Raw genomic sequence first — 21,923 nt, 5'->3', positions numbered from 1 at the left:
TTCAGCGCCGGCGGATTGACCGCGTCATACTTGCCGGTCACCCAGGTGAAGGTGTCCTCGGACGCGGCTTGCACCGCCGCCTGATAGTGCTTCGGCAGCGCGTTCCACTTGTCCTTGTTTATCACATTGTGGCCCTGGCCGGTGCCTTCCCACCAGCCGGGATAGTAGTAGAACTTGGCGACCTTGACGAAGCCGAGCTTCTCATCGTCATACGGCCCGACCCATTCGGCGGCGTCGATGGTGCCTTTTTCCAGCGCCGGATAGATATCGCCGCCGGCGATCTGCTGCGGCACGCCGCCGACCTTCGCGATGATGGTGCCGGCGAAGCCGCCGACCCGGAATTTCAGCCCCTGAAAATCCGCCATCGACTTGATCTCCTTCCGGAACCAGCCGCCCATCTGGGCGCCGGTCGAACCGGTCGGAATACCGAGGCAATTGTATTCCTTGAGCAGGTCGTTGAGCAGGTCGGTGCCGCCGCCCCACTGCAGCCAGGAAATATGCTGGCGGGTGTTGAGGCCGAACGGCAGCGACGTGCCGAACGTGAAGGCGGGATTCTTGCCCCAGTAATAATACAGGGCAGTGTTGCCCATCTCGACCGTGCCGTTGGAGACGGCGTCCAGGACCTGCAATCCGGGTACGATCTCGCCGGAGGCAAAGGACTGGATCTGGAAACGATTGTCGGTGATCTCGGCGACGCGCTTGCAGAAGAATTCACACCCGCCATAGAGCGTATCGAGCGCTTTCGGCCAGCTCGCCGCGAGCCGCCATCTGACTTCGGGCATCGATTGTGCGACCGCCGGTGCCGCGACCGCCGTCGCAGCCAGGCCGACGCCGCCTGCTTTCAAGAATTCACGACGCTTCATGCAATTCCCTCCTGTTTGCCGATAGCTCGACAAGGGAACGATCTTGGTGTCGTCTTTTCTTCGCCGGTCGATCGACGTTGCTGTGGTGAGTGTGTCCGGCGGCCCTCGACGGGCTCTTGTCCGTGGAAATCCGAGTCTCTGGTTCCACCGGTCAGGATGATCGTTTGCCGGAGGAAATCAAGCGCCTGCCTTCATCGCAGGTGCGAAGGAAATCGGGCGCAGACGGATTTCATCCGGCAGGCGCCGCGACGGACGCTGTCGCCCCTGCTGCGATCTGCTACGCAGGACAGGTGGATTGATGGGAGTTCGAAGACATGGCCGCCAAGAAAGTCGTGGTCGCCGGTGCGACCGGCCTCGTGGGCGGCGCCGCCTTGCGACACTTCGGCGCATCCGGAGATTGCGAGCGCATTGCGCTGTCGCGCCGCAAGCCGCGCGATCTCCACGGCGCGCGGCACGTGCCGATCGATCTCACCAGCGCGGAGGATTGCCGCCGCGCCGCGGCCGAGCTCCGCGGCGCGACCCACCTGATCTATGCCGCGCTTTATGAAGCCCCGAGCCTGGTCGATGGCTGGCGCGATCCGGAGCAGATCGCAACCAACGACCGGATGCTGCGCAATCTGATGGGCGTGCTCGAGCCCGTCGCGCCCGATCTCAAGCATGTCGCGCTGCTGCAGGGCACCAAGGCTTACGGCGTGCACGTCCGGCCGCTCACGGTGCCGGCGCGTGAGGGCCGTTCGGAGATGTACGAGCAGCCGAACTTCTATTGGGCGCAGGAGAATTTCTTGCGCGAGCTGCAGCGGGGCAAGAACTGGTACTGGAGCATCCTGCGCCCGGTCTTGATCATCGGCGAAGCCATTGGCGGCGCGATGGACCTGATCCCGCCGCTCGGCGTCTATGCCGCGGTGCTGCGCGAGCAGGGCAGGCCGCTGGATTATCCCGGCGGCGCGCCGCGGGTCGCGCAAGCGGTCGACGTCGATCTCTTGGCGCGCGCGACCGCCTGGTCGGGCGATGCGAAGGCTGCGCGCAACGAGGCCTTCAACGTCACCAATGGCGACGTCTTCACCTGGGAGAATATCTGGCCGGCGGTATCAGATGCGCTCGAGATGGCGCCGGGCCGGCACGTGCCGCTGTCGCTGGCGCAGGAATCTCCAAAATGGATCGCAGTGTGGGATGAACTGCGCAAGAAGCACGATCTGATCGCACCTGGTCTCGAAGAGTTCGTCGGCCTGTCGTTCCAATATGCCGATTACAGCATGCGCTACGGGCAGACCGAGTCCGGCCCGCCTTCGATCGTCTCGACGGTGAAGATCAACCAGGCCGGCTTCACCGAGATGATGGATACGGAAGCGATGTTCCGCAAATGGTTCAAGCTGGCGAAGGCGAGCCGGCTGCTGCCGTAGTCATCAGGGCAATGCTCTCTCGTCTCCCTCGCCCCGCTCTTGCGGGGAGAGGGCGGGGTGAGGGGCCTCCATCCGGCGGGCACTTCGCTGCTTGCTGAGCCGCGTGCCTCGCCCCTCACCCGGATCGCATCTCGCGATGCGATCCGACCTCTCCCCGAAAAGTGCGGGGAGAGGTGAAGAAGTCGCCCCGTTCGGGCAGACGGGAGAAAACACGTTAGCGCGAGAACGCCTTCTCCATCGCCTTGCGCGTCTTGATCGTGTCGTTGGCCTCGTCGACCTCGACATCGCTCCAGCGCACCACGGCGCCGTGGGCGACGTCGTTCTTCAGCTTGACGCGATGCGCGAGCCCGATCGGCAGTGCGCCGGCGGCGAGGCTGGCGGCGGCGGGCATCAACTTGCCCCACACCGTGTAACCGCCTTCGCCGTCGAGCATCTCGCCGGCGCGCAAATTGCGCTTGGCCACCGCTGCGACGTCGCCGCGGAAGCCGCGCGGCTGTCCGGTCGGCTCGTTGCGCAGCGCCGCCGACAGCACGGAAATGTTCAGCTCGAGCCCGATCAGATGATACGGCTTGTACATCGCGGCATAGCGGCCGGACGAATCGGTCTTGAGGCCATACTGCCTGAAGCAGTCCGCGGCATAGTCGTTCGGCGCCTCCAGCACCACATAGACGCCCCAGCGCAGATCGCGGAACACCGGGCGGCCGTCGCGCTCCAGCGACGACACCACCTCGACGATGCCGGATTTCTCCAGCACGCCGCCGTTGTCGCGCGGTCGCATCACATGCGGCAGGTCGTCGACGCCGCAGGGCGGAAACAGCAATCCCTCCGAGGGCACGTCAAGCGTGCAGGCATTGGCGATCGCCGCCATCTCGATCGCGGATTTGGTGCCGTCGAGGAAGGAGTTGAACATCTGCGGGTTCATGCCGGCCGATTGCGCCTCGCTGGCGGTGAGCCCGTAATGCTGCCACACGCCTTCCGGCGTCACGTCATGATAGGCGGGCAGGTACTTCGTGCCCTTGCCGGCGGCGACGACGCGAAAGCCGGTGGCGCGCGCCCAATCGACCATCTCCGCCGTCAGCGCCGGCTGGTCGCCATAGGCAAGTGAGTAGACCACGCCGGCCTTGCGCGCTTCCTCGGCAAGCAGCGGTCCGGCCAGCACATCGGCCTCGACATTGACCATCACGACATGCTTGCCGGCGGCGATTGCCGCGCGGGCATGGCGGATGCCGACCGCGGGATTGCCGGTCGCTTCCACCACGACATCGAATGCGCCGGCGGCGATGGCGCGCGCGCCGTCGTCGGTGAAGGTGGTTGCGCCGATCCGCGCGTCGTCCCAGCCGACCGTGCGGCACGCCTCGCGCGCGCGCTCGCGGTCGAGGTCGACGATGACGGGCACCTCGAGCCCCGGCGTGTGCGGCACCTGCGACAGGAACATCGAGCCGAACTTTCCGGCGCCGATCAGGGCGACGCGAACCGGCTTGCCGGCGGCGGCACGGGTTTTGAGGAGGTGATGCAGGTTCATGATGGGTATCCGGGATCGTTGTCGTGTCCCGGACGCGGTGCGGCACGAAGTGCTGCTCCGCAGAGCCGGGACCCATGGAAGAAGTTGAACAGGAGTGTGGGCCCCGGCTCAGCAGCGCATCGCTGCGCGCTGCGCTGCGTCCGGGGCACGAACGTGTCTTACTCCGCCGCCTGCCGCGGCGCACGGGCGAGCCGCAGCAGCGCGTCGTCCGCCACGGTCTGGATCGGCGCGAAGTCGCGGTGCGCGATGTACTCCGGCCGCGTCGGGGTGCGGATGTAGTTCGAGACCGCGTTCAGCGTCAGGTAGACGATCTTGCGCGGGTAGGGCGTGATGTTGCCGCTCGAGCCGTGCACCAGATTGCCGTGGAACATCAGCATGCCGCCGGGCTTGCCGGTCGGCGCAACGATGCCGCCCTGCTTCACGAGGCGGGTCACCGTCTCTTCGTCCAGCGTCCACAGCGGGTAGGACGTGGTCTCGAGATCGTGCGACGCCTTCAGGTCGCCCGCGGTCTGGCTCTGCGGCACCAGCATCAAGGGGCCGTTGATCGGCATCACCTCGTCGAGGAAGATCGCGATGTTCATCGCGCGCGGCTCCGGCATGCCGTCGTCGCGCTTCCAGGTGCCGTAATCCTGGTGCCATTGCCAGACGTCGCCGGTGAAGGCCGCCTTCGCGTTGATCTTGAACTGGTGCATGTAGACCTTCTCGCCGAACAGCTGCTCGATCGGGTCGATCATGCGCGGATGCGCGCCGAGGAGGCCGAACGCCTCGTTGTAGAGATGCGCGGCGAAGGCGGTGCGCGGCGCGCCGCTCTTCTCGCGCCACACCTCGGGACGGTTGGCGTCATAGATCGAGACCGCCTCGCGCGCGAGGAAGTCGACCTCTTCCTGGCTGAACAGCTCGGGCAGGAACAGCCAGCCTTCGCGATGAAAAAATTCGACCTGCTCCGGGGTCAGTTTCATGGTGCTTTCCTCCTTTGATTATTGGTCTTCGTTCTTGCGACGGCGTGACAATCCTGTTCACGCCGCCACGTCGATCGCTCTCAGCTTCTCTTCCGTCATTCGTCCTGCAGTCTGCGCATGTGCCAGCGCAGCGGCTTCTGCGGCTGCAGCATTGCCGGAGAAAACATGCGCGGCGATGGTCTCGTGTTCGGTCCAGGCGCTGCCGCGGTAATCCAGCTCGGCGAGCACGGTCGCCATCGAGCGGCGCATATGCGGCCATTGCGGCGCGATCATTTCCTCGATCGCGGAATTGCCGGCGAGCCGATAGATCGCGCTGTGGAAGTCGACATCGAGCGCGATCAGGCGTGCCAGCGGCACGCTGTCGTCGATCGTGCGTCCGGCTTCGAGCGCGGCTTCGAGCTGGGTGCGCGCAACGCAATCCTCTTTCACGCGCCTCGCGGCGAGCCGCGCCGCCAGCGCATCGATGGCGCCGCGGACCTCATAGAGCTCGCGGATGCGCCGCGGATCGAGCTGCGTCACCTCGAAGCCGCGCTTGCCGCTGTCTGCGACGAGGCCCTGGCGATGCAATAGATGCAGCGCATGCGAGATCGGTTGGCGCGAGACGCCGAGCTTCTCGGCAAGCTCGTTCTGGGTGATGCGCTGGCCGGGCAGCAGCGTGCGGTCGATGATCGCTTCGAGCAACCGGCCGTAGACCTGGTCGATCAGGTTCGGGAGCGGGTCCAACGGGATCATGCCATCAGTCCAAATTGGAATACGGAATTCCGTGTTCGAAAATGAAACTACTGCGAGTGGCAGGAGCGGTCAAGGCTCCAGTTTGTGATGGCGCTAAGTGACTGAGAAAGGGATGATTTTGCGAAGCACGGGACCCGCAAGGCCGATGTTCGTCGCAGCAACGGTCGACCTCCGGACTCTCGACCACGGACCAGAAAGTGTCCACGATGTCTCCGAACACCCGTCCGCCATCTCCCCGGTCTGAACAGTGGGGGAGGGTGGGGTGGCCCTGGGCGCAGGCGCGAACGATGAACTGCCGGTGCGTCGATCGGCAGCAGAAACGTCCACTTGTTCGAGCCCGCTACTTCGCCTTGCCGAGATCCATCAGCATCCGCGTCATCAGATAGAGCCGCGGCACGATCGAGTTGGTGTCGATGTATTCGTCGCGGGCGTGATAGCCCCAGCCGGCGAGGCCGAAGCTTTCAACCACGATAGCCTTGCCGCTGCGCGCAGCGTAGCCGGCGTCGGTTGCGCCGCCGGTCATCTCGGCGATATCCAGCTTCCGGTCGAGCTCGGCGTAGATCGCCTGTCCGTCTTTCGCGAGCGCGCGGCCGCGATCGTTTGCCACGAAGGGCGGACGGCCTGCCGCGACCTTCACCGTCACTTCGGTGTCGGCGATCAGTTTGTTCTTTACCTTTTCGTCGAGCGCGGCCTGCAGCTTCTCGACGCCATCAGGAATGGTGAGGCGGATGTCGGCGCCTGCGCTGGCGTGGTCGGGGATCTGGTTGCGCACGGTGCCGGCCTTTGCGGTGGTCCAGTTCAGCTGCGTGCCCGGTATCGATTTCGCGACGTCCTGGGTCTGCAGCAATTGATGCGCGAGCTCGATCAGCGCGTTGCGGCCGAGCTGCGGCGCGGCGCCGGCATGCGAGGCCTTGCCCTTCACATCGATTGTGCCGGTGGCGGTGCCGCTGGCGCCGAGCAGCAGGCTTTCATTTTTGGCGACCGGCGGCGCAACCGTCGGCTCGCAGGACAGCACCACATCGTGCTGGTCGGCGAGCTCGGCGATGATCTCGCCGGAACCGATCGAGCCGACCTCTTCATCAGGATTGAACGACACGGTGAGCTTGGTGTAGTCGCGCCAGCCCGCATCATTCAGGATCTTGAGCGAATGCAGGATGACGGCGATGCCGCCCTTGTCGTCAGCAATGCCGGGCCCGTAGATCCTGTTGCCGTCGACCTTATAGGGCTGGGTGTCGAGGATGCCGTGCTCATAGACGGTGTCCATATGCGCGATCAGCATCAGCTTCTTGCTGCCGCTGCCTTCAAAGGTGCCGATCACCATGTCGGCGCCGGCGCCGCGCGTGGTCTTGCGCCGCTCGGTCCTGGCGCCGAGCGCCTTCAGCCGCGCTTCGGTGTAGTCGGCCATCTTCTTCAGGCCCTCGACATCGCTGGAGCCTGACTCGATCAGCACCATGTCGTGCAGGCTCTCGATCACGGCCGGCTGGGCCTGCTCGGCCGCCGCGCGCAGCTTTTCATCTGCGGCGGCAAAGGCGGGGGACGAGGCGAGGGCGAGCGAGAACACGCCGGCCGACGCGAGCAATTTGATGGTTAGTTTCATGATTGTCCTCCCTTGGTGGCGCGGGAGAACGATAGCATCGCGACCCTTCAGCCTCCAGCCGCGTCAGGTGCGGTCGAGCACCTCGACATCGAGTGTCTCGATCGCGGCAGCATCGGCGGTCGCATCGATCGCCGCGATCCTGTCGCCTGAAATCGTGACCCGCAGCACGACGCGCAGCGCGCCGCCGAAGATGACGGCAACGCCGATCGCGCCATCGACCAGCGCGGGCCGCGCCGCCTGTGCGCGTCCCTTGAAGCTTTCGGCGACCGCTGCAGCGCCGCGGATCACCGGCAGCGAGCCGAGCCTTTGCGCGGCCTGATCGGCGCGCACCACGACGTCGGGCGCGAGCACGGCGAGCAGCGCTTCGAAATCGCCGTTGCGCGATGCGGCGAGAAAGGCCTCGACGATGCCGCGCTGCCGGCCGAGATCGGCGTCCGGCGCGGGCGGCGCGCCCTGGACACGACGCCGGGCGCGGCTGGCGAGTTGCCGTGCGGCAGCCGGCGTGCGCCCGACGATCGGCGCGATCTCCTCGAACGGCACCGCGAACATGTCGTGCAGCACGAAGGCCAGCCGCTCCGCCGGCGCCAGCGTTTCCAGTACCACGAGCAGCGCCGCGCCGACGGAATCAGCCATCTCGGTCTCGCGCTCGGACGGATTGTCTGCGACCGGTTCCGGAACGTGCGGGCCGATCGGCTCCTCGCGGCGCGATTTGCGCGAGCGGAGCATGTCGAGGCAGATGCAGCGCGATCACCGTGGTCAGCCATCCCCCGAGATTGTCGACCGCAGCAGTGTCGGTGCGGCCGAGCCGCAGCCAGGCCTCCTGCACGGCATCGTCGACCTCGGCGGTCGAGCCCAGCATGCGGTAGGCCACGGCCCGCAAGCGCGGCCGGTTGGCCTCGAACTGCTTGGTGAGAGAATTTTTCTCGTCCATCGGTCACATTCCCTTTGTCCGCTCCGTCATGGCGATGACGAACGAAAGTTGGCCGATGTGACAGCAGATCGGCGCGGCGACGTCAAAAGCAAATCAGGAGAGTGACATGATGAAAGCCCGCATGAACCATCCGGTGATGGTTGTTCCCGATGCCATGAAGGCGCTGCAGGCGCTCAGCGAGAGCACCAAACAGGCTTTGCCGGAAAAGCTGCTCGAATTGGTCCATCTGCGCGCCAGCCAGATCAATGGCTGCAGCGTTTGCGTCGATATGCACCCAAAACTCGCCCGCCGCGCCGGCGAGACCGACGAGCGGCTGTTCGCGGTCGGCGCCTGGCGCGACACGCCCTATTTCAGCGACGCCGAGCGCGCCGCGCTGGCACTGACGGAGGCGGTGACCCGGCTCAGCGACCGCGAGGATCCGGTAACGGATGCGGTGTGGGACGAGGCTGCGAAGCATTTCAACGAGCAGCAGCTGGCTTCCCTGGTGCTGGGGATCGCGGCGATCAACGTCTGGAACCGGGTGAACGTCGCCGTGCGCCAGCCGGTCGGTGTTTGGAAGGTGTGAGCAGATCTCTTGCCGCGCAGGCGGTGCACCCTCTCCCTTTGTGAGAGAGGGTGGCGCGATAAAGCGCAGCGTCATCGCGCCGGGTGAGGGGTTTTCTCCGCGGAGACAGGCCCCTCACCCGGATCGCATTTCGCTTTGCTGCATGCGACATAGCCGAAGCTGCGCTTCGGCGTTCTTGAGAACGGCCGCCGTGGGCGGCCTATGCCTCTCCCACAAGGGGAGAGGTGCATTGCCTATGCCGCCAGAAACTCCAGCACGATCTCGCAGTATCGTTGCGGCGCCTGCTCGAACATCGGGTGCGTGGTGCCCGGGATCATCTCGGTGCGCGCGCCCTTCACATTGGCGGCGAGGGCGTGCAGCACCTTCGGCAGCATGCCCTTGGTGTTGGCGCCGCCGATGAACAGCGTCGGCGTCTTGATCGCTTGCGCATCTGCTTTCGAGAACGGCGGGCGCTGGTCGCGGGTCTGGCCGATCAAGGTGGTCGCGTTGTCGCGCAAGAGCTGCTTGGAGGTTGCCGGAAGCCGCTTCCAGGCGCCGAGGCCTTCGAGCGCGTCCATGAAGATCTGCAAGCCGCCATCGATGTCGCCTCCGGCAATCACGTCGGCTGAGGCCGCGATCCGCGCCGCAAGCGGCGAGGGACCGGGCTGATAGTCGAGGTCGAGCGTGCCGTCGAGCTCACCGCCGGGCTCGGCCAGGACGAGCTTGTGCAACAGATCCGGCCGCCGCTGCGCGACGCGGAAGCAGATGTGGCCGCCGCGGGAATGCCCCATAAGGTCGACGGGGCTGGTGTCGAATTGCTCGATGAAGGCGATCACGTCGTCGACATGCTGGGCGATCGAATAAGTGTCGCCGACGCCGTCCCAATGCGCCGGGAAGAAATGCCGCAGGCTGACCGCGATCACCCGATGCCGGCGTGTCAGCGGGCCGAGTACCGCCGACCAGATCCGGAAATCGCACAGCGAGCCGTGCACGCAGACCAGCGGCGGGCCCTCTCCGATATCGAGATAGGGCATGTCGAAACCCTTGACGGGAAGGCTGTGCATTTGGGGCTCGCGGGCGGGGCAGATGTTGTTGATTTAGCCCAAGTTCCCACGGAATTCGGGTGGATAGCAACATTCTCCAAGCCTAGATTTCAGGTCAGCAGCAGGCTCGCGCGCGTGAGCCCAAGGGATATATCAAGGAACATTCGGAGCGAGCCATGATCGGCCAGCATTTTGCAATCTTCGAGACCACGATCGGCGCCTGCGGCGTCGTCTGGGGCGAGCACGGCGTCACCGGCGTGCAGCTGCCGATGGGCACCGAGGAGAAGACCCGCAAGCGGATTTTTCAGCGCAATGGCGACGTCGCCGAGGCGGCGCCGCCGGCCGAGGTGCAACACGCGATCGACGGCATGATCGAACTGCTCGCCGGCAAGCCGAACGACCTCGCCGACATCGTGCTCGATCTCGACGACGTGCCGGAATTCAACCGCGGCGTCTACGACATCGCGCGGAAGATTCCGCCCGGCAAGACCGTGACCTATGGCGATATCGCCAAGCAGCTCGGCGGCGTGGAGCTGTCGCGCGACGTCGGCCAGGCGCTCGGCCGCAACCCGTGTCCGATCGTGGTGCCCTGCCACCGTGTGCTGGCGGCCGGCAACAAGCCGGGCGGCTTCTCGGCCAATGGCGGCGTGGTGACCAAGCTGAAGATGCTGCAGATCGAAGGCGCGGTCGTGAACCACACACCGAGTCTGTTTGATTGAGGCACCGGTCTTTCCGGGCTCCCTCTCCCCGTTCTTCACGGGGACAGGGTTGGGGTGAGGGGCTTTATCCGCGTGAATACTGAGAGCCGAATTCGCGGAGGGCCCCCTCACCCGGCTCGCATTTCATGCGACATTGCCGAAGCTTTGCTTCGGCGTCCTTGTGGACGGCCGCCGTAGGCGGCCTGTGCCTCTCCCAGCAGGCGGGGAGAGGCGAAGCACTACGCCGTCTCACACACAAACCCATTCCCCTTCCGCTTGATCTTGCCGACCGAGGGCGAGGGGAAATGCGCGGGGCAGCACAGCGTGTCGGTGTCGCAATAGCGCTCCAGGAAACTCCGCCGCGTCGTCGCGGCCTGCGCCTGGTCGACATCGAACTTCGCCGACAGTTCCGGATAAAGCGTCTGGATCGGCGAGTGCATCAAATCGCCGGCGAACACTGCATCGTCCTTGCCGCGGCCGAAGGTGAAGGCAACGTGGCCCGGCGTGTGGCCGGGCGTCGGCAGGATGCGCGCGTGGTCGCCGATCGCAAAATCATTGCCGACAATCTCGGCCCGCTTGGCCTCGACCACCGGCAGCACGCTGTCCACGAATGGCGGCACCTCGGCCTTCGCGTTGCTCTCGGTCCAGTAGTCGAACTCGGTCTTGTCGAACACGTAACGCGCGTTCGGGAAGGTCGGCACCCAGCGGCCGTTCTCCAGCCGCGTGTTCCAGCCGACATGATCGACGTGCAGATGCGTGCACATCACATAGTCGATGTCGCCGACCGAAAAGCCCGCCGCCGCGAGACCGCGCAGATAGCTGTCATCGGTCTTCATGTTCCATTTCGGCCGCGCCGGCCGCGGCTTGTCGTTGCCGATGCAGCTGTCGATCAGGATGGTGTGGTGCGGCGTCTTCACGATGTAGGACTGGAACGCCAGGATCAGCGTGTCGCTGTCGTCCAGCGCGCCTGCGGCTTTCATCCAGGCGCGGTTCTCGGCGAGGACTTCCGGCGTCAGCCCGGGCAGCATCTCATGCGCGGGCAGGAACGTGGTTTCCTGCTCGACGATGCGATGAATGGTGAGATCGCCGGCCGCATATTTCAGGCTCATGGGTGGTTCCTTCGGCGTTAGCGTTTTCAAGCGAAGTGGAGTCCGGTTTGCGTGAAGAAACGCGCAAAAGAATTTCTAGTGCGCGTCACGCACGGCGGGAATGATGATGTTGGCGAGGATATCCATTGCCGCAAGGCCTTCCTTCGGCTGGCCGTACTGGGCTGCCGTCGTCATCATCACAAGGTCGAGATCGGGCACGGCGATGATGCGCTGGCCGCCCCAACCGAAGGCGCCGGCCCACCTGACTTCTTTCCCCGCCGCAAATGATCGCCCCACCCACCATTGATGGCCATAGAACAGCGTGCCGCCGAAATAGCCGACCGCCTGGAAGTGCGGTGCGATCGACTGGTCCATCCATTCGGCCGGGACGATCTGCTGCTCCTTCCATCGCCCGTGGTCGAGCACGAGCTGGCCGATCTTTGCGGCGTCGCGCGGCCGCAGCCTGAGGCCGGACGCAGCAGCGATCTTGCCGTTCTTGTAGGTCTTCCATTCGAAATCGGTGATACCGAGCGGCTCGAACAACGTCTCGCGCGCGAACGCTTCGAGCGATTTGCCGGAGACTTGCTCGACGATGTTGCCGAGCAGATCGGTACCGCCGCCATTGTAGGTCCACAGCGTATCCGGCGGTGCTGCGATCGGCTTGCCCAGCACGTAGCCGATCGGATCGGTATCGAAGGCGAGATGCGGTTCGTCGTTATCGGGATCGGTCCAGGGCAGAGTCTCGTCCCATTTGATGCCTGATGACATCGTCAGCAAATGGTGCAGCGTGATTGCGTCCCAGCCGGCTGATTTCACCTGATGATGCTCGGGAAAGAACTTCACCACGGGCTCATTGGCGCTGGCGATCAGCTTGCGGTCGATGGCGATGCCGAGCAGCAGCGCCGTCACGCTCTTGGTTGCCGAACGCATGTCGTGCTTGGTCGTCGCGGTGAATTCGATGTGACCCTCGGGCTGGCCCCACGGCTGGTCGATGCCGGCAAAATACTGCTCGAACACCAGTCTGCCGTGTCGCGCCACGACAACTGAATGGATCTCTGTGCTGCGTAGCGCCAGCCGCGCGGCGATGCCGCACAGTCGTTCGCTATCCATGCCGACGCTTTCCGGCGAGGCAATCACCCAGCCGTCGTCGAGCGCGGCCGGCGATCCGCAAGGCTGGCGTTGTTGTCCAGGTGTCATATCGTCGGCCTTCAGATTGGTGATTGAGGCCGTCAACGCGAGCGCGAGGCTCGCGCCGAGACGTGAGAGGCGGGGGAAGCGTTCGCGCATCGTCATTCTCCCCGCCTTCGCTTTGCTACGCCACAGGCGGCGCCGAGATCTTCACCGACGGCCGTTCCAGCATTCGCTGGTAGAAGGCGTCGAGCTTGGGATAGGCCTTGCGCCAGCCGCAATCGGCGAAGCGGAAATCCGCATAGCCGAGCACGCAAACAAGGCCGATCTGCGCGATGTCGAACGACGAACCGTTCAGCACGTCCGGCCGGTTCTCGAACCGTGCCATGCCGGCCCAGGCCCGGTTCCAGTGATCGTCATGCCAGGCTTGCCACAGCGAGCCCTGCGGCCGCACCATCTTCTCGTAGCGGCACAGCAGCATGGAATCGAGCATGCCGTTGATCAGCGAGTGATCGGTCTTCAGCTTCCAGCGCCGCGGGCCGTAACCCGGGATCAGCCGGCCGCCGCCGATCTCGTTGAGATATTCGACGATGACATAGGAATCCAAGATGGCATCGCCATGGTCGAGGATCAGCACCGGCAGTTTCTTCAGCGGCGAGATCTTTGAATATTCATCGTTGGCCTGTCCCGGCGCAACGCTGGCCGGCACCAGCTCGATCTTATCGATCAGGCCAAGCTCGATCGCCGCGATGCGCACCTTGCGGGCGAACGGGGAGGCGGGAGAGAAGGTGAGTTTCATGGAGAACTCCTTGCGAAGGTTCTTTCCTCTGTCATAGCCGTCTGAAGGACGGCGTCGCTTTCGCTCGCCTATGCCCGGCCATCCACGACTTTGCTTCCGTACACGACCCAAGACGTGGATGCCCGGGTCAAGCCCGGGCATGACGAATTCAGGAACAATGCGTGCCGCTCACGCCGCGACGATTTCCTGGCGCTGCTCGCCGAGACCTTCGATGCCGAGCGTCACAACGTCGCCGACGTTGAGGAAGGTTGGCGGCTTCATGCCGAGGCCGACGCCGGGCGGGGTGCCGGTGGTGATGATGTCACCGGGCAGCAGCGTCATGAACTGCGAGACGTAGGCGATGCACTTTGCCATCGAGAAGATCATGGTCTTGGTCGAGCCGGTCTGGCGGCGCTGGCCGTTGACGTCGAGCCACATCGACAGGTCTTGCACGTCCTTGATCTCGTCCTTGGTGACGAGCCAGGGGCCGACCGGGCCGAACGTATCGTGCGACTTGCCCTTGGTCCACTGTCCGAGCCGCTCGGTCTGGAAGTTGCGCTCGGAGACGTCGTTGCAGACACAATAGCCGGCGACGTGGTTCAGCGCGTCGGCTTCCGAGACATATTTGGCGCGGGTGCCGATGATCGCGGCGATCTCGACTTCCCAGTCGAGCTTGGTCGAGCCGCGCGGCTTTTCGACCGCGTCGTTCGGGCCGCTCAGGGAGGTGTTCGCCTTCATGAAGATGATCGGCTCAGTCGGGATCGCCGCGCCGGTCTCCTTGGCGTGGTCGGAATAGTTCAGGCCGATCGCGACGAATTTGGAGATGCCGGTGACCGGGGCGCCGAAGCGCGGCTTGCCGGAGACGGCGGGCAGGGAGGCGGCATCGAGGGCGGCAAGCTTCTTCAGCGAGTCCGGCGAATAGGCGTCGCCGGTCAGGTCCTTCAGATGGGCCGAGAGGTCGCGCAGCTGGCCGGATTTGTCGATCAGACCGGGCTTTTCCGCACCCTTTTCGCCATAACGAACAAGCTTCATGTTGATCACTCCCTACGATGTCCTGAGGATTATTACTGGTATACCTCGACACGCTTCATGGAACAGCGCGCCGGGAAATTCAACCGCCATGAGCGCGCTGCATTGCTGCCAAGCCTTATTTTCAAGGCCAGTTCGGGCCGATCATCCCAGCGCGATGAAGCGGAACGCGTCGCCGTCGCGCTTGATGTGGCCGGCACTGAAATGGCCGCCGATCACCAGCGTCGGCGTATCGGCAAAGCGCGAGAACAAGTCGCGCCGCGTCGCGGCCGATTGCTTCGGATCGGAGTCTACGGTCGCAGACCAGTCGAGGTGATACATCTGGCAGGGATGATGCGCGGCATCGCCGGTCAGCAGCGCTTGCTCGCCGCCGGACTTGATGTGGATGCTCATGTGCCCGGGGCTGTGACCCGGCGTCGGGATCAGCGTGATCTCCTCGGTCAGCCGGTGGTCGCTCGGCACCAGCTCGGCCTTGCCGGCATCCGCGATTGGTTTCACGGAGTCCGCGAACACGGCGGCGTGGGCGGGATCGTCGCTGTGGTCGCGCCAGTAATCGTATTCGGTCTTGCCGAACACGTAACGCGCCTTGGCGAAGGTCGGCACCCATTTGCCGCCGACGAGTTTGGTGTTCCAGCCGACATGATCGACATGCAGATGCGTGCACAGCACGGTGTCGATGCTGTTAGGGGCAAATCCGGCCGCGGTCAGCTTCTCCAGGAACGGATCGCTGCGGTTATTCCAGGTCGGCACGTTGCGGCCCTGCTTGTCGTTGCCGAGCCCGGTGTCGACGATGATGCGGTGCTCCGGCGTTTCCACCAGCAGCGAATGGATCGACATTTTCAGCCGGCCCTCCTCGTTGGCGAAATGCGGGATCAGCCAGGGCAGGCTCAGGATCTCTTCCCGGCCGGCCAGCGGCAGGATGAAGCGTGTGCTGCCGACGGTCTCGAGCTCGACGACTTTTGTGATCGTGACCTTGCCGATCGTCCATTGCATGCGGCGTGTCCCCTATTATCGCTATCGTGCGCAGTCGACGATCACGGTGCCGACCTTGTCGCCCTTCTCGACGGCGAGATGGGCTTCTGCCGTCTCGACCAGTGCGAATTGCGCGGCGATGTTGTGCACCCGGGTGCCCGACTCCAGCCATTTCGTGATATCGGCCTGCGCGGCCGCGAGCAGTGGCGGCGGCAGTGCGAACAGCACCAGCGCGCGCACCGTGATGCATTTCTCCATCAATTCGCGCACCGGCAGCGTCGGCGTGCGGTTGCCGTTGGTGGCGTAGACCGCGATCGTCGAGTTCATCGCCATGATTTTCAGCGTGGTCGCGAGGTTGCCGCCGAAATCGACGTCGATCACGCGGTCGACGCCGCGGTTCTCGGTGAACGCCATCACCTTCGAGACGACGTCCTCGGTCCGGTAGTTGACGACCGTGTCGGCGCCGGCGAGCCGCGCTTCGACGTCCTTGACCTGCGAGCTCACGGTCGCGATCACCCGCGCGCCGCCCCATTTCGCGAGCTGCACGGCATAGTGGCCGACCGCGCCGGCGCCGCCGGTGACCAGCACCGTCTGCCCGGCGATCGGACCGTCCGCATACAGCGCGCACCACGCGGTCATGCAGGGGATGCCGAGCGTAGCACCGGCCGCGAACGACACGTTCTGCGGCAGCGGCGTCACCAGATAATCGGCAAGCGTGATGTATTCGGCCGCGGTGCCGAAGGCGCGGCCATTGCGCTGGCCATTGAACAGCCAGACCCGGTCGCCGACCGCAAAGCGGGTGACGCCTTCACCGACCTGGTCGACGATCCCGGCGCCGTCGCTGTTAGGGATCACGCGCGGAAATTCCATCGCGCGATAGTTGCCGCTGCGGCGGCCGACATCGGCCGGATTGACGCCTGAAGCCTCGAGGCGAACGCGGACCTCGCCGGGGCCGGCCTCAGGTGTCGGCATCTCGCCGACGGTAAGCACCGTCGGCGCCGCGCCTGTCCGCTCGTACCAGACCGCTCTCACAGCGTACCGGGGAAGGCGCCGCCATCGAGCAGGATGTTCTGCCCGGTGATGAAGCCGGCCTTGTCGCCACACAGGAAGGCGCAGGCGTAGCCGAATTCATCGGGATGACCGAAGCGGCCGGCGGGGTTCAGCTTGGCACGCTCGGTCATGACAGCCTCGATCGAAAGGCCGCGCTTTTCGGCTTCCGCCTTGCCGGTGCCGCGCAGACGGTCGGTGTCGAACGGGCCCGGCAGCAGGCCGTTGATGGTGACGTTGTTGATCACGGTCTTGCGCGACAGGCCGGCGACGAAGCCGGTGAGGCCGGCGCGGGCGCCGTTGGAGAGGCCGAGAATCTCGATCGGCGCCTTCACCGCCGCCGAGGTGATGTTGACGATGCGGCCGAACTTGCGCGCCATCATGCCGTCGACGGTCGCCTTGATCAGCTCGATCGGCGTCAGCATGTTGGCGTCGATCGCCTTGATCCAGTCGTCGCGGGTCCAGTTGCGGAAGTCGCCGGGCGGCGGGCCACCCGCATTGTTGATCAGGATATCCGGATCGGGGCAGGCCTTGAGCACGGCTTCGCGTCCTGCCGGGGTCGTGATGTCGCCGACGATCTCGGTGACGGTGACGGCGGGATGGCCTTTACGGATCTCGTCGGCGGTCTGCTTCAGCGCCTCGGCGCCGCGCGCCGTCAGCGTGACATGCACGCCCTCATTGGCGAGCGCGATCGCGCAGGCGCGGCCCAGTCCCTTGCTCGATGCGCAGACGATGGCGCGGCGGCCTTTGATTCCAAGATCCACGAGTTTCACTCCCTGTGATGTTGGGTCGGTTTGTAAGGTTTTGATGGCGCCAGTCTAGCCAAGCCCGGCGGCGCAAGTAAGGGAGGTGCAATGCATAAGTGCATGCCGGACCGGAACAGGCGGGGCGAGCACCGTGGGTTAGATGTGTTGCTCCCGCCGCAACCGCTCGATCGCCATGGCGGCTTCGGGCGGCAATGAGCGGAATCCGGCCTGTCCGGCCGCGGAAAACAACGGCCGCAATTGCGATCCGTTGAGGAATTGCGGCTGCCTGGCAACCGGCACCAGCTGATCGAACACCAGCACCAGCGTGGTCACGACAAGGCCGACCCTGATCGCGCCGAGCAGCGCGCCGCCGAGCCGGTCGCCGATCCCGACCTCCGCACCGATGGTGTCGTCGAGCATCGTCCGCGCCATCTTTCCGAGGATGACGCCGATCAGCAGGAACAGGCCGAACAGCAGCACGCCGTTGGGCGGAAACGGCGACGACGGAAGCGTCGCGATGTGCGGCCCGATCATCGCCATCGCGGCGACCGCGAGCGGCATGGCGACGAGATAAGCCAGGATCGTGACCGCGCTGCGCAGCAGGCCCGTCGTGAAGCCAGTAACCACCGCGAACAGCAACCCAAGGGTCACGACAATGTCGAAGAGGTTCATGGATAAGGATTTCCTGCCCCGATCTCCTGCGGTCCCCCGGTTGATGAAACCGGCATACATCAAGGACAATTTTAGTGATCAATCGTCCGCTTCAATCCGGCAACCTGTAGATGTCCGGCCTATGCGATGTCGGTAAAGAAATCATCCTCATCGCAGGCCGCTTCGCAGGGGCTGGGGCGGCATCGGTGCGTAGCCCGGATGAAGCGCAGCGAAATCCGGGACCCGTACACGGTCGTGGCCCTGGATTGCGCTTCGCTCCATCCGGGCAACGCTCCCTGAACTGACGATCCTGTCATTGCCGGGCTTGACCCGGCAATCCATCCGCTTCGCAAGACTCTCGCGAAGATGATGGATGCGCGGGTCAAGCCCGCGCATGACGATCCTGCTTGGTGGCCGCTATCCCGCCCGCATCTCCGCCTTGATCATGTCGGCGGCCTTTTCTCCGATCATGATGGTCGGAGCATTGGTGTTGCCGCCGATCAATGTCGGCATGATAGAGGCGTCGACCACGCGCAGCGCTTCGAGCCCGTGCACGCGCAACTTCGGATCGACCACCGCAAGCGGATCGTCGGTGCCCATCCTGCAGGTGCCGACCGGGTGGTAGACCGTGTCGGAGCGCGCCCGCAGGATGCTGCGGATGTCGTCATCGGTGCGGACATCTGATGTGAACATGTCCTTCTGCTGTAGGGCGCGTAGCGCCGGCGTGTCGAGCAGCCGCTTCGTCATCTTGAAGCCTGCGACCATGGTCTCGACGTCGCTGTCCTCGCCGAAGAAATTCGGATCGATCGCGGGGGCTGCCAGCGGGTCGGCGCTGTTCAGCCACACGCTGCCGCGGCTTGCCGGGCGCAGCAGGCAGACATGGCAGGAGAAGCCGGTGCCCCAGCGCGGCTTGCGGCCGTGGTCTTCCACCATGGCCATGCAAAAATGCAGCTGGATGTCGGGGACGTCGAGGTCCGGTCGCGTCTTCAGGAAGCCGCCGCATTCGGCGACGTTCGAAGTCATCGGGCCGCGCCGCTCGCGCCGGTATTGCCCGATGCCCTTGATGATCCGCCCGATGCCGCTCCACGACAGCCCCGAGAAATAAGGTGCGTCGGAGGCGAAGCCGAACACGAAATCGGGATGATCCTGCAGGTTCTGTCCGACACCCGGCAGATGATGCACGCTGGCGATGCCGTGCTTGCCGAGCGCCGCTGCGTCGCCTATGCCCGACAGCATCATCAATTGCGGCGACTGGAACGCGCCCGCTGAGAGGATGACCTCGCGCCGCGCGCGCAGCGCCTTCTTCTCCTTGCCTTGCATGTATTCGACGCCGACGGCGCGCTTGCCCTCGAAGATGATGCGCGTCGCCTGCGCTTGGGTCTCGATGCGCAGGTTGGGCCGGCGGCCCATTTGGGGATGGATGTAGCCGCGCGCTGCGCTCCAGCGCTCCCCATTCCTCTGAGTCACCTGGTAGATGCCGAGGCCTTCCTGCTCGGCGCCGTTGAAATCGTCGCGGATCCGGAACTGCGCCTCGCGCGCGCCCTGCAGGAACATCTCCTTGACCGGATTGTCGGACTGCAGGCCCGTGACGTTGAGCGGCCCGCCCTTGCCGTGATATTCGCCGTCGAGCTCCGTGTTGTGCTCCGAACGCTTGAAGTAGGGCAGGACGTCGTCGTAGCTCCAGCCCGTATTGCCGAGCGAAGCCCAGTGATCGTAGTCGGCGCGATGGCCGCGGATGTAGACCATGGCATTGATGGCGCTTGAGCCGCCGAGCCCCTTGCCGCGCGGCTGATAGCCGATGCGGCCGTTCAGGCCCTTCTGCGGCACCGTGTCGAACGCCCAATTGTTGATCTTGCCGGAGAGCATGAGAATGATGGCGCCGGGCGTGGTGACGACCCAATTGTCGTTCTTGCCGCCGGCATCGAGCAGCGCCACCGAGGTCGCCGCATCCTCCGACAACCGCCCCGCCACCGCGCAGCCGCCGGAGCCTGCGCCCACCACCACGAAGTCGAATGTGTCTGTCACGTTTCCCCCTTGCTTGTTCTTGTTCGTCATTCCGGGGCGATGCGCTAGCATCGAACCCGGAATCTCGAGATTCCGGGTCTGGTCCTTCGGACCATCCCGGAATGACGGCGTACGCGCTACGACAACAACCGCATCAGCTTCTCCAGCCGTGCGATCTTCGCGCCATAGGGCGGATAGAGATCGGCGAGCCGGTTGAAGCGCGAGCGGTAGAACACCGGCTTCAGCTTGGTCAGCGTCTTGAATCCCCATTCGCCGTGATAGGCGCCGGTGCCGGACGCGCCGACGCCCCCCATCGGCTGATAGGCCTGCGCGAAATGGAACAGGCAGTCGTTGACGGTGACGCCGCCGGACACCGTGCGCGTCAGCACCTCGTCGCGGGCGGCGCTGTCGGTGCCGAACCAGTACAGCGCCAGCGGGCGGTCGCGCTTGTTGATGAAGGCGATCGCCTCGGTCGCGTCGCGCGTGCCCATGACCGGCAGCAGCGGTCCAAAGATCTCCTCCTGCATCACGGTCATCTCAGGCGTGGCGTCGACGATCAAGGTGGGTGGGAATTTGCGCCTCGCCTTCCACTCGGGATCGTTCGGCGCCGCCGGTTGCATGATGGTCGCGCCCTTCGCGGCGGCGTCGGCAACCAGGCCCTCCAGCCGCGTGTAATGCCGGTCCGAGACGATCGAGCTGTAGTCGGCATTTTTCGGATCGGTGCCGAACATGTGCTGCATGTGGCCCTGCACCCGCATCGCGAAGGGCTGCACCGCGGTCTGCGGCACCAGCGCGTAGTCGGGCGCGATGCAGGTCTGGCCCGCATTGAGCAGCTGCCATAGGCGATGCGTTGCGCGGCTTCGTCGATATCGGCAGAGCCGTCGACGATCACCGGCGACTTGCCGCCGAGCTCGAGCGTCACCGGCGTCAGGTTGCGGCCGCAGGCCTCCGCGACCAGCCGACCGACCCGGGTCGAGCCGGTGAAGATCAGATGATCGAACGGCAACGCGGCAAAGGCCTTTGCGATGTCGTCGTCGATATCGGTGACCGCGAGCTCGGTGGTGTCGAACTTCTTCTCGATCACCTCGGCCAGCAGCTCGGCGAAGCGCGGCACCAATTCGCTCGGCTTGATGATCGCCCGGTTGCCGGCCGCGATCGCGGCGACTGCGGGCGCCAAGGTCAGCTGCAGCGGATAATTCCAGGGCGCGATGATGCCGACCACGCCGAGCGGCTGCGGGATCAGCCGGTTTTTGGCCGGCGCGAACTGCACCGTGGTCGGGATCTTCTCGGGTGCCATCCAGCCCTTGAGGTGCTTGGCCGCATGCTTGATCTCGCCGAGCACCAGCATGGTCTCGGCGATCGCGGTCTCGACAGTAGAGCGGTGGCCGAAATCGGCCGAGATCGCCGCCTCGAATCGCGCCTCGTTCTCGGTCAGCGCGGCGCGCAGGCGGCGCAGCCGGTCGAGCCGCGCCTGCAATGTCGGCGCCGGCTCGCTCCGCGACAGCTCGATCTGGCGGTGAAAGGCCTCCTCAAGCGCATGCAGCCCCGGGCTCTTCAATGGCCGGTCCATGGCGTTCCCCTCGGCGTTCCCCCTCGGATGACGTGTCCTTGACGGACTTTGTTGGGCGCCAAGCTCCGCTTTTGCGCGCGATCTGGCAAGAGCGGGTTCCCGGCGGTAAATTTGCGAGGAAAACCACAGATTTCGGCGTCACAAAAACCTCAAAAACCCGCATCCGGGGCTTTCCAAACCGCACTCACGTTGATACATACCCCTCGCACCCGGACGGCTTCGGCCCGGGTCGCCTTCTCAGGAAGCCTCCGGACGGATCGATCGGCGCCATCTGATGCGTTGGCCGACCGGCTCGGGCTCTCTTTCAGCAAGGCACGCAACGGTTTAACGCGGGGTGGAGCAGCCCGGTAGCTCGTCAGGCTCATAACCTGAAGGTCATAGGTTCAAATCCTATCCCCGCAACCAAGATCGACAACGGAAACCCAGCAATCTCAATGGATTGCTGGGTTTTTGTTTTTGAGGTCGAGCAGTCGCTCCGACAAGATCAATGGCTTGGTTTCGTAGGTTCAAATCACCCGCAACCAATTGCGGTCGGCATAATCACATCGGGTGTCCCATGCGGCTTGAGTGAGGTCTCTCGCGGCTTGTCGAGCGCGTATCATGACCAGGGCGACGAGGCGT

18 protein-coding genes, 1 tRNA gene and 2 pseudogenes (1 of these 21 running past the window's edge) are annotated in these 21,923 nt (G+C 64.8%); 4 read left to right on the top strand and 17 right to left on the bottom strand.

Annotated elements, in window-relative coordinates; all coding sequences use genetic code 11:
• Window positions 1-863: the 5' portion of a TRAP transporter substrate-binding protein gene (locus K359_RS0112715; RefSeq protein WP_029079696.1), read on the bottom strand. It extends 226 nt beyond the left edge of the window; 863 of the gene's 1,089 nt are visible here — the first part of the coding sequence; it begins with the start codon at window positions 861-863; its stop codon lies beyond the left edge, outside the window.
• A gap of 314 nt (window positions 864-1,177) precedes the next feature.
• Between K359_RS0112715 and K359_RS0112710 the strand changes: the two genes are divergently transcribed.
• Complete coding sequence (locus K359_RS0112710) at window positions 1,178-2,263, top strand: NAD-dependent epimerase/dehydratase family protein (protein ID WP_029079695.1); 1,086 nt, start codon at window positions 1,178-1,180, stop codon at window positions 2,261-2,263.
• Between the two features lie 214 nt (window positions 2,264-2,477).
• On the opposite strand, the gene K359_RS0112705 is transcribed toward K359_RS0112710, so the two are convergent.
• The 5 genes and pseudogenes from K359_RS0112705 to K359_RS51785 all read right to left on the bottom strand — a co-directional run bounded on the left by K359_RS0112705 (window position 2,478) and on the right by K359_RS51785 (window position 8,004).
• Complete coding sequence (locus K359_RS0112705; RefSeq protein WP_029079694.1) at window positions 2,478-3,785, bottom strand: NAD(P)H-dependent oxidoreductase; 1,308 nt, start codon at window positions 3,783-3,785, stop codon at window positions 2,478-2,480.
• 158 nt (window positions 3,786-3,943) lie between these two features.
• Window positions 3,944-4,744 carry a phytanoyl-CoA dioxygenase family protein gene (locus K359_RS0112700; protein WP_029079693.1) on the bottom strand — a complete coding sequence of 267 codons (801 nt, stop codon included), beginning with the start codon at window positions 4,742-4,744 and terminating at the stop codon, window positions 3,944-3,946.
• A 57-nt stretch (window positions 4,745-4,801) separates the two neighbouring features.
• The gene (locus tag K359_RS0112695) at window positions 4,802-5,476 is read right to left on the bottom strand and encodes a GntR family transcriptional regulator (RefSeq protein ID WP_029079692.1); all 675 of its coding nucleotides are present in this window, start codon (window positions 5,474-5,476) and stop codon (window positions 4,802-4,804) included.
• A gap of 340 nt (window positions 5,477-5,816) precedes the next feature.
• A complete protein-coding gene (locus K359_RS0112690) occupies window positions 5,817-7,073 on the bottom strand; it encodes a M20/M25/M40 family metallo-hydrolase (protein ID WP_029079691.1) in 1,257 nt (418 codons plus the stop codon).
• 63 nt (window positions 7,074-7,136) lie between these two features.
• Window positions 7,137-8,004 (bottom strand): annotated as a pseudogene (locus K359_RS51785) (sigma-70 family RNA polymerase sigma factor).
• Window positions 8,005-8,113: 109 nt separating this feature from the next.
• Here K359_RS51785 and K359_RS0112680 point away from each other — a divergent pair.
• Window positions 8,114-8,569 carry a carboxymuconolactone decarboxylase family protein gene (locus K359_RS0112680; protein WP_029079690.1) on the top strand — a complete coding sequence of 152 codons (456 nt, stop codon included), beginning with the start codon at window positions 8,114-8,116 and terminating at the stop codon, window positions 8,567-8,569.
• 233 nt (window positions 8,570-8,802) lie between these two features.
• On the opposite strand, the gene K359_RS0112675 is transcribed toward K359_RS0112680, so the two are convergent.
• Window positions 8,803-9,612 carry an alpha/beta fold hydrolase gene (locus K359_RS0112675; RefSeq protein ID WP_029079689.1) on the bottom strand — a complete coding sequence of 270 codons (810 nt, stop codon included), beginning with the start codon at window positions 9,610-9,612 and terminating at the stop codon, window positions 8,803-8,805.
• Between the two features lie 155 nt (window positions 9,613-9,767).
• Here K359_RS0112675 and K359_RS0112670 point away from each other — a divergent pair, with 155 nt between their 5' ends.
• Window positions 9,768-10,310 (top strand): methylated-DNA--[protein]-cysteine S-methyltransferase, encoded by a 543-nt coding sequence (locus K359_RS0112670; RefSeq protein WP_029079688.1) that lies wholly within the window; start codon window positions 9,768-9,770, stop codon window positions 10,308-10,310.
• A gap of 218 nt (window positions 10,311-10,528) precedes the next feature.
• Here the strand turns inward: K359_RS0112670 and K359_RS0112665 are convergent, their stop codons facing one another.
• The 10 genes and pseudogenes from K359_RS0112665 to K359_RS51780 form a co-directional block, all read right to left on the bottom strand.
• The gene (locus K359_RS0112665; RefSeq protein ID WP_029079687.1) at window positions 10,529-11,398 is read right to left on the bottom strand and encodes an MBL fold metallo-hydrolase; all 870 of its coding nucleotides are present in this window, start codon (window positions 11,396-11,398) and stop codon (window positions 10,529-10,531) included.
• Between the two features lie 75 nt (window positions 11,399-11,473).
• Window positions 11,474-12,664, bottom strand: a complete 1,191-nt coding sequence (locus tag K359_RS0112660) for a serine hydrolase (RefSeq protein ID WP_029079686.1) — start codon at window positions 12,662-12,664, stop codon at window positions 11,474-11,476.
• Between the two features lie 25 nt (window positions 12,665-12,689).
• On the bottom strand, window positions 12,690-13,304 hold the full coding sequence (locus tag K359_RS0112655) for a glutathione S-transferase family protein (RefSeq protein WP_029079685.1): 615 nt from the start codon (window positions 13,302-13,304) through the stop codon (window positions 12,690-12,692).
• 168 nt (window positions 13,305-13,472) lie between these two features.
• Window positions 13,473-14,315, bottom strand: coding sequence for a fumarylacetoacetate hydrolase family protein (locus tag K359_RS0112650; protein WP_029079684.1), 843 nt, complete (start codon window positions 14,313-14,315; stop codon window positions 13,473-13,475).
• 141 nt (window positions 14,316-14,456) lie between these two features.
• A complete protein-coding gene (locus K359_RS0112645; RefSeq protein WP_029079683.1) occupies window positions 14,457-15,305 on the bottom strand; it encodes an MBL fold metallo-hydrolase in 849 nt (282 codons plus the stop codon).
• A gap of 21 nt (window positions 15,306-15,326) precedes the next feature.
• Window positions 15,327-16,274 (bottom strand): NADPH:quinone reductase, encoded by a 948-nt coding sequence (locus tag K359_RS0112640; RefSeq protein ID WP_245284587.1) that lies wholly within the window; start codon window positions 16,272-16,274, stop codon window positions 15,327-15,329.
• A gap of 38 nt (window positions 16,275-16,312) precedes the next feature.
• The gene (locus K359_RS0112635; protein WP_029079681.1) at window positions 16,313-17,095 is read right to left on the bottom strand and encodes an SDR family oxidoreductase; all 783 of its coding nucleotides are present in this window, start codon (window positions 17,093-17,095) and stop codon (window positions 16,313-16,315) included.
• 138 nt (window positions 17,096-17,233) lie between these two features.
• Window positions 17,234-17,749 (bottom strand): CvpA family protein, encoded by a 516-nt coding sequence (locus K359_RS0112630; protein WP_029079680.1) that lies wholly within the window; start codon window positions 17,747-17,749, stop codon window positions 17,234-17,236.
• Window positions 17,750-18,145: 396 nt separating this feature from the next.
• Complete coding sequence (locus K359_RS0112625) at window positions 18,146-19,753, bottom strand: GMC family oxidoreductase (protein WP_029079679.1); 1,608 nt, start codon at window positions 19,751-19,753, stop codon at window positions 18,146-18,148.
• A 116-nt stretch (window positions 19,754-19,869) separates the two neighbouring features.
• Window positions 19,870-21,302: pseudogene (locus tag K359_RS51780) on the bottom strand (coniferyl aldehyde dehydrogenase).
• Window positions 21,303-21,630: 328 nt separating this feature from the next.
• Between K359_RS51780 and K359_RS0112615 the strand changes: the two are divergent.
• Window positions 21,631-21,707, top strand: a tRNA-Met gene (locus tag K359_RS0112615).
• Window positions 21,708-21,923: the final 216 nt, after the last annotated feature.

This window comes from Bradyrhizobium sp. th-b2 (genome assembly GCF_000426785.1).
Lineage (GTDB): Bacteria > Pseudomonadota > Alphaproteobacteria > Rhizobiales > Xanthobacteraceae > Bradyrhizobium > Bradyrhizobium septentrionale.
Note: the sequence above shows the minus strand (reverse complement) of the source record. Positions and strands in the feature narration are given on the sequence as shown.